Source organism: Streptomyces sp. x-19, from assembly GCF_046549115.1.
In the GTDB taxonomy this organism is placed as follows: domain Bacteria; phylum Actinomycetota; class Actinomycetes; order Streptomycetales; family Streptomycetaceae; genus Streptomyces; species Streptomyces albulus_C.
In genome coordinates, this window is the sequence record NZ_JAJPWK010000005.1 from 150,015 (window position 1) to 158,551 (window position 8,537).

Below are 8,537 nucleotides of genomic sequence, written 5' to 3' on the forward strand. Positions count from 1 at the left end.
TTCACACGGAAGGTTCCTCGTCATGCCGAACGACCACGAGCTCGTTGATTACCTGAAGTGGGTCACCAACGACCTGCACCAGACCCGCGAACGGCTCCGGGAGGCCGAGTCCGCCAAACAGGAGCCCCTCGCCATCGTCGGGATGTCCTGCCGCCTGCCGGGCGGAGTGCGCTCGCCGGAAGACCTCTGGCAGTTGCTCAGCGAGGGACGCGACGGCATCGCGGAGTTCCCCGCCGACCGCGGCTGGGACCTGAGCTCGCTCACCGGCGGGGGCAGCGGCAGCAGCACGACGGCCGAGGGCGGCTTCGTGGACGCCGCCGCGTTCGACGCCGGCTTCTTCGGCATCTCGCCCCGCGAGGCCATGGCCATGGACCCCCAGCAGCGCATCCTGTTGGAGACCTCCTGGGAAGCCCTGGAGCGCGCCGGCATCGACCCGGTTTCGCTGCGCGGCACCGACACCGGTGTGTTCGTCGGCACGAACGGCGTCGACTACACCAACGTCGTGCTGAACTCCCGCGAGGACGTCGAAGGACACGCCAGCACCGGCCTGGCGGGCAGCGTCCTGTCCGGGCGACTGTCCTACACCTTCGGGCTGGAGGGCCCGGCCGTCACCGTCGACACGGCCTGCTCCTCCTCGCTGGTCTCCCTGCACCTGGCGGCCCACGCGCTGCGCTCCGGTGAGTGCGGGCTCGCCCTCGTCGGCGGCGTGACGGTGCTGTCCTCGCCGATGAGCTTCGCCGGATTCAGCCGGCAGGGCGGACTGGCCGCGGACGGCAGGTGCAAGGCGTTCGCCGAGGCGGCCGACGGGACCGGCTGGTCCGAAGGCGTGGGCCTGCTGGTGCTGGAGCGCCTGTCCGACGCCCGCCGGCACGGGCACGAGGTCCTCGCCGTCGTGCGCGGCTCGGCCGTGAACCAGGACGGCGCCTCCAACGGTCTGACGGCGCCCAACGGCCCCTCCCAACAGCGGGTGATCCAGCAGGCACTGGCCAACGCCGGACTGTCGACGGATGACGTGGACGCCGTCGAGGCACACGGCACCGGCACCACCCTCGGCGATCCGATCGAGGCCCAGGCCCTGCTGGCGACCTACGGCCAGGGCCGTGACCCCGAGCGCCCGCTGCTGCTGGGTTCGGTGAAGTCCAACCTCGGCCACACGCAGGCGGCCGCGGGCGTGGCGGGCATCCTGAAGGTGGTCCTGGCGATGCGGCACGGGGTGCTGCCGCCGACCCTGCACGTGGACGCACCGTCGTCGCACGTCGACTGGTCGTCCGGCGCGGTACGCCTGCTGACGGAGCCTCAGGAGTGGCCCAAGGCCGGCCGGCCGTGGCGGGCGGGCGTGTCGTCGTTCGGGATCAGCGGCACCAACGCCCACGTCATCATCGAGCAGGCGCCGGTCGCCGGGGAGGGCGACGAGGAGGACGGCGAGGCGGTGCCCGCGGCGCCGGCCGTTGCGCCGTCGACCGTGCCGTGGCCGGTCTCCGCGCGCACCGAGGAGGCACTGGCCGCGCAACTGGAGCAGATCACCGCGCTGACCGACCACGCCCCCGTCGACCTGGGCTACTCGCTGGCCACCTCCCGCGCGCACCTGGAGCGTCGTGCGGTGTTGCTGGCCGGGGACGACGGGACCGTCGAGGTCGCGCGCGGCCTCGCCCAGGACGTCGACGGCAAGGTGGCGGTGCTGTTCTCCGGGCAGGGCGCGCAACGCGCCGGTATGGGGAAGGAGTTGGCCGCCAGGTTCCCGGTGTTCGCGGCGGCGTTGGACGAGGTGTTGGCGCACTTCGACCAGGGGCTGCGGGAGGTGATGTTCGGCACGGCGGACGGCCTGGACGAGACGGGGTCCACCCAGCCGGCGTTGTTCGCCGTCGAGGTGGCGCTGTTCCGGTTGGCGGAGTCGCTGGGCGTGCGGCCGGACTTCGTCGCCGGGCATTCGATCGGCGAGATCACGGCGGCGCACGTGGCCGGGGTGCTGTCGTTGGAGGATGCCTGTGTGCTGGTGGCGGCGCGGGCGCGGTTGATGCAGGCGTTGCCGACCGGTGGTGCGATGGTGGCCGTCCAGGCGTCCGAGGAGGTGGTGCGGCCGCGGCTGGTGGACGGGGTGTCGATCGCGGCGGTCAACGGCCCCGAAGCGGTCGTCCTCGCCGGTGACGAAGCCGAAGTGCTCCGCATATCGGCGGAGTTGAAGGACGAAGGTCGCAAGACGCAGCGGCTCCAGGTCAGCCACGCCTTCCACTCGCCCCTGATGGAGCCGATGTTGGAGGAGTTCCGGCAGGTGGTTCTGGGGCTGTCGTACGAGGCTCCGCGGATCCCTGTCGTGTCGAACGTGACGGGTGAGGTCGCCGCCGCGGAATTGTTGTGCTCGCCGGACTACTGGGTGCGGCACGTGCGGGAGACGGTGCGTTTCGCCGACGGCGTGCGGGCGCTGGAATCCGAAGGCGCCTCGGTGTTCCTGGAGTTGGGACCGGACGGTGTGCTGTCGGCGATGGCCCAGCACACCCTGGACGGGGAGGCGGTCGTCGTCCCGGCGCTGCGCAAGGACCGTCCCGAGGAGACCGCCCTGCTCACCGCCCTGGCCCGGCTGCACGTCACGGGCGTGCCGGTGGACTGGGCCGAGTGGTTCGCCGGGACCGGCGCCCGCCGCGTGGACCTGCCCACCTACCCCTTCCAGCACGAGCGGTACTGGCCCCGGCCCGCCGTCTCGGCCGGGGACGTGACCGGCGTCGGGCTGCTCCCGGCGCACCACCCCCTGCTGGGCGCGACACTCACCCTCGCGGACTCCGACGAGGCCGTGTTCACCGGCCGGTTCTCGCTCCGGACCCACCCGTGGCTGACCGACCACGCCATCGGCGACCACGTTCTCTTCCCGGGCGCCGGATTCCTGGAGCTGGCCCTGCGCGCCGGAGACCAGGTCGGCTGCGGCCGGGTCGAGGAGTTCGTCCTGCTCGCCCCGCTGGTGCTGACGGAGGAGAGCGCCGCCCAGGTCCAGGTGCTGATCGGCGCCCCCGACGAGCGGGGCACCCGGACGATCTCCGTCCACTCGCGCTCCGCCGACGCGCCCGACCAGCCGTGGATCCAGCACGCCAACGGCACGCTGACCACCACCGAGCGGATCGCCGACTTCGGTGCCCCGGTCTGGCCGCCCCGCGACGCGGTGGCCGTCGACCTGGAAGGCTTCTACGACGGCACCGGGTACGGCCCGGCCTTCCAGGGCCTGCGCGCGGTGTGGCGGCGGGCCGACGAGGCGTTCGTCGAGGTCGCACTGCCGGCCCAGGTCGCGGACGAGGCCGCGTCCTACGGCCTGCACCCGGCGCTGCTGGACGCGGTGTTGCAGACCCACCGGATGGCCGGGGTCGGCGCCGACGACGACCAGCTCCTGCCGTTCGTCTGGCAGGGCGTCTCACTGCACGCCGGCGGCGCCTCGGTGCTGCGCGCCCACGTGGTGAAGACCGGTGACGACGCGGTGTCCATCGCGGCCGTCGACGTCGAGGGCGCCCCCGTCCTGTCCGCCGAGGCCCTGGTACTGCGCGGTCAACTGGCCGGCGCGGCGGCCCCGGTGGCCACCCGGCGCAGCCCGGAGCACGACGCGCTGCTGTCGTTGGACTGGGTGACCGCCCCCGAGGTGCAGCCCGCCGCCGTCCGCAGCGTGGCCCTGGGCGCCGACCACATCGGCGTGGGTGCCTCCGTCGCCTCCCTGGCGGAACTGACCGGCGACGAGGACCTCGTGATCGTCCCCGTGTCCGGGACGGGCGAGGACGTGCCCGCCGCCGCGCACGCGCTGACCGCCAAGGTGCTGGGTCTGCTCCACGAGTGGGAGGAGCAGGCGTCCGGCTCCGCACGCCTGGTGTTCCTCACGCAGGGTGCCGTCTCCACCGCCGAGGGCGAGCCCGTGCGGGACGTGGCCGCGGCCGCCGTGTGGGGCCTGGTGCGCTCGGCACAGACCGAGAACCCGGGGCGCATCGCGCTGCTGGACCTCGACGACACCGACGGGGACCTCGCCACGCTGCTCGCGGAACTCCCGGGCCTGCTGGCCACCGAGGACGCCCAGTTCGTGCTCCGCGACGGGGTCATCAAGGTGGGACGGCTGGCGCTCCTGGGCAGCGACGCGGGACTGCTGCCGCCCGCCGGGCCGTGGCGGCTGGACACCGCGGCCCGGGGCAGCCTCGCCAACCTGGTGCTCGCGCCGTGCCCGCAGGCCCTGGAACCGCTCACCGACGGACAGGTCCGCATCCAGGTCCAGGCCGCCGGCGTGAACGTCCGGGACGTGGACAACGCCCTGGGCGCGCACCGGGACGCGACCGCCCCGCTGGGCGTCGAGGCCGCCGGCGTGGTGACCGAGACCGGCCCCGGAGCGGACCGGCTGCGCCCCGGGGACCGCGTGATGGGCCTGGTACCCGGCGGCTTCGGGCCGGTGGCCGTCGCCGACGGGCGGCTGCTGACCCGCATTCCCGACGGCTGGACCCCCGAGCAGGCCGCTTCCGTACCGCTGGCCTTCCTGACCGCCCACCACGCACTGAAGGACCTCGCCGGGCTGCAACCGGGCCAGTCGGTCCTCGTGCACGTGGACGCCGACGGCGTCGGCCTGGCGGCGGTCCAACTGGCCCGGCACCTCGGCGCCGAGGTGTTCGCCGTCGCCGACGAGGGCCGGGGCGCGCCCCTGCGGGAGCTGGGCGTGGCGCCCGACCGCATCGCCGCCGCCCTGACCACCGACGTCGAGCAGCGCTTCCGGGCGGCCACCGAAGACCGCGGCGTGGACGTGGTGCTGACCGCCCAGACGGGCGAACCCGCGGCCGCCGCCCTGCGGTTGACCGCACCCGACGGCCACTTCCTGCACCTCGGCGGCGACGCCCCCGAGCCCGGCCCGGACACCGCCGTGCGCCACCGCACCGTCGACGTCGCCGCGGCCGACCCGGAGCGCGTCCAGGAGACGTTCGAGGAACTGCTGGCGCTGTTCGACCGGGGCGTGCTGCACCCGCTGCCCGTCACCGCCCGGGACGTCCGACGGAGCGCCGCGGCGTTCGACGCGGTGCACCGCGGCGAGCACCCCGGCAAGGCCGTGCTGACCATGCCGCGCGCCTGGGACCCGGACGGCACCGTCCTGATCACCGGCGGCACCGGCGGCCTGGGCCGCGAGCTGGCCCGCCACCTGGTGACCGAGCGGGGCGTGCGCCACCTGCTGCTGCTCAGCCGCAGCGGCCCCGACGCCCCCGGCGCGGACGCCCTGCGCGACGAACTGGCCGCCCACGGCGCCGAGGTCGACGTCCGCGCCTGCGACGTGGCCGACCGCCAGGAGCTCGCCGCCGCCGTGGCGTCGGTGCCCGCCGCACACCCGCTGACCGCCGTGATCCACACCGCCGGTGTCCTCGACGACGGCGTGGTGACCTCGCTGACGCCGGAGCGGTTGGCGGCCGTGCTGCGCCCGAAGGTGGACGCCGCCTGGCACCTGCACGAGGTCACCAAGGACCTCGACCTGGCCGCGTTCGTGCTCTACTCCTCGATCGCGGGCGTGACCGGCGCCCCCGGCCAGGGCAACTACGCCGCGGGCAACGTCTTCCTCGACGCGCTCGCCCGGCTCCGCACGGCCGACGGCCTGCCCGCGCAGTCCCTCGCGTGGGGTGCCTGGGCCCAGGGCAGCGGCATGACCGCCGACCTGACCGACGCCGACCTCCAGCGGATCGCCGCGTACGGAGCCAAGCCGCTCACCGTCGAGCAGGGCATGGCGCTGTTCGACGCGGCCGGGGTGTGCGACGCGGCCCACCTCGTCGCACTGGGCCGGACCGCCGGCCCGCTGCGCATCGACGGCCCCGTGCCGCCCGTACTGCGCGGACTGGTCGCCACCCGCCGGCGCGCCGCCGGCAAGCCCGCCGCCGACTCGGCGGGCGACCTCGCCGCGCAGCTCGCGGACCGGGCCGAGGACGAGCGGATGGCCGTCCTGGTCGACCTGGTGCGGACCGAGGCGGCCGCCGTGCTCGGGCACGCCTCGCCGGAGGGCATCGAGACCCAGCGGGAGTTCCTGGAGCTGGGCTTCGACTCGCTGACCTCCGTCGAACTGCGCAACCGGCTCGCCGCGGCCACCGGTCTGCAACTGCCCGCGACCGTGGTCTTCGAGAACAGGACCACCGAGAAGCTCGCCACCTGGCTGGACGGCGAACTCGTCGCGCGGCCGGGCGGGGTCGCCGCGCCCGCCGGTGCCGGGGGAGCCCGCTCGGGCACCGGCGACCAGGACGACTGGCTGGTGCAGCACTTCCTCACCTCCATCAGGGAGGACCGGATCAGCGAGGCGCGGCGCCTGGTGTCGGCGATGGGCGGCGTCGGCCCGTCCTACGAGAACACCGCAGAGCTGGAGGACCTGCCGCTGCCGACCACGCTCGCCGAGGGCCCGGCGTCACCGCGGCTGATCTGCATCAGCACGCCCACCGCCAACGGCGGCGTCCACGAGTACGCCAGGTTCGCCGCCCGCTTCCGCGGCCGACGGAACGTCTGCGCCCTGCCGCTGGTCGGCTTCGCCCCGGGGGACCGGCAGCCGGCCACGGCCGAGTGCGCCGCCCGGACGATCGCGGAGAGCGCGCTGCGCGCCAGCGACGGCGAACCCTTCATCCTGGTCGGACACTCCTCCGCCGGCGCGTTCTCCTACGCGGCCGCGGGCGTGCTGGAGAACACCTGGGGCATCAAGCCCGCGGGACTGGTGCTGCTGGACACCCTCAGCATCCGGCACGAGGAGAACGAGGACATCGACTACGGCGGCCTGCTGAAGGCGAACTTCCTGGCGTCGGAGGCGACCCAGGTCCGGATCCTCAACGCCAACCTGTCCGCGATGGGGCGGTGGATGCACCTGCTGAACAGCATCGACGTGCCCCAGATGAACACCCCCGTGCTCAGCATCCAGGCGACCCGGCTGTACCCGGGCATCGCGGCCGGCGGCGAAGGGCTGAGCGAGATGATCCCGTCGGCCGAGATCGTCAAGCTCGACGCGGACCACCTGTCCATCGTCCGGTCCGACGCCTCCGCGGCCTCCCAGATCGCGGACGACTGGCTCGCGGCGACCTTCGGCGAGTGACGGCGGCGCCGTGACACGGCAACGGCGGGCGGCCCACCGGGCCGCCCGCCGTTGCGTCGCGTCGACTACCAGGTCACCGGCAGCTCACTGAGCCCGCCGGACAACCGGCCTTCGTTCTCCGCCAGTTCGCCCGCCGGCAGCGCCAGTCGCAGGTCGGGCAGGCGCGTGAACAACTGGGTGAAGACCGTGTTCAGCTCGATCCGCGCCAGGGGCGCGCCGATGCAGTGCCACATCCCGTGCGCGAAGGTCAGATGCGGGTTGGGGCTCCGGGTGACGTCGAACCGCTCCGGCACGTCGAAGGCCCGCTCGTCGAAGTTGGGGAGGCTGAAGTCGAACAGGACCAGGTCCCCGGCCCGGATCGTCTCTCCGCCGACCGTCAGGTCCTCCGTGGCGTAGCGCGGCAGGATCGACCCGCCGGCCTTCGCGGCCCGCAGCACTTCCTCGACGGCGTGCGTCATCACGTCCGGGTCCGCCAGCGCCGCCGCCCGCTGCTCGGGGTGGGTCGCCAGCAGCACCACGCCGTGGTCCATGATGGTCACGACGCTGTCCAACCCGGCGAACAGCAGGCCCACGGCCAGGTGCGTCACGCGCTCGTCGGACAGCCCGCCCTCGGTCAGGCGGGTGATGATGTCCTGGCCCGGTTCGGCCCGCTTGCGCCGGACCAGCTCCCCGACGAAGGCGTACAGGTCGCGCTGCGTGCGCTGCACCCCCTCGCGGTCCCCGAGCACGGCCGTCTGGGACAGCAGCGCCGTGAGGTGTTCGCGGCCCTGCGGCGGCACGCCGATGATGTCGCAGAGCACCGTCCTCGCCACCGGCACGGACACCCCGCCGTGCAGGTCGGCGGGCGGCTCCTGGGCGGTGAAGTCGTCCAGCACGGCGTCCACGACCGCCGCTACCCGCGGCTCCATCTCGCGCACCCGCCGGGCGGAGAACATCGGGGCCAGGAGCCGGCGGGACTCGGTGTGCGTGCGGCGGGCGGTCTCGGCGTCGGTGTCGGCGATCATCAGGTCCAGGAACGGGTTGCGCACGTACTGTGCCGCGTTCGCCGGGTCCGGGTGCGAATGGCCGATGCGTTCGTCGTTCAGCAGCTGCTTGAGCACGGTGTGACGGGTCACCAGCCAGCCCTCGTCCCCGGCGGGGGTACGCACCAGGCAGACCGGCCCCCGTTCCTGGAGGTCGCGCAGGAGCGGGCTGACGCGCAGCAAGCCGGGCGGTTCGAGGTCGAGGGACGGCAGATCACGGTGGGGGGCGGTCATGAAAGATCCCTTTCAGAAGTGCGGTAGAGCGCCGCGCACGGTGCGTGTACGCGCGGAAGCGCGACGCTAGTGGCCAGGTGACCCGGAATCTCTTAGCGCTATTTGGCCGCCGTGGCGCGGATCTGCCGTCGCGCCGGTGAGACTACGGAAACCCGCAGTACGCCTCGGTTGAGGATGACCGGGAACAGTGGGTCAGACGTGAGTGTCGTCGCTCTGTGCCCCAGAACCGG

General features: G+C 73.8%; 1 protein-coding gene and 1 pseudogene. One reads left to right on the forward strand and one right to left on the reverse strand.

What is annotated here, in order from left to right:
* Positions 1-28: 28 nt before the first annotated feature.
* Positions 29-6,691: pseudogene (locus ACLJT4_RS15535) on the forward strand (SDR family NAD(P)-dependent oxidoreductase); the annotation flags it as partial.
* 425 nt (positions 6,692-7,116) lie between these two features.
* Here the strand turns inward: ACLJT4_RS15535 and ACLJT4_RS15540 are convergent.
* The gene (locus tag ACLJT4_RS15540) at positions 7,117-8,307 is read right to left on the reverse strand and encodes a cytochrome P450 (protein WP_411122910.1); all 1,191 of its coding nucleotides are present in this window, start codon (positions 8,305-8,307) and stop codon (positions 7,117-7,119) included.
* Between the last annotated feature and the right edge of the window lie 230 nt (positions 8,308-8,537).

Bases quoted from the DNA above. Each gene is read 5' to 3' on its own strand.
- ACLJT4_RS15540 (WP_411122910.1), bottom strand. From the start codon at position 8,307: ATGACCGCCCCCCACCGTGATCTGCCGTCCCTCGACCTCGAACCGCCC.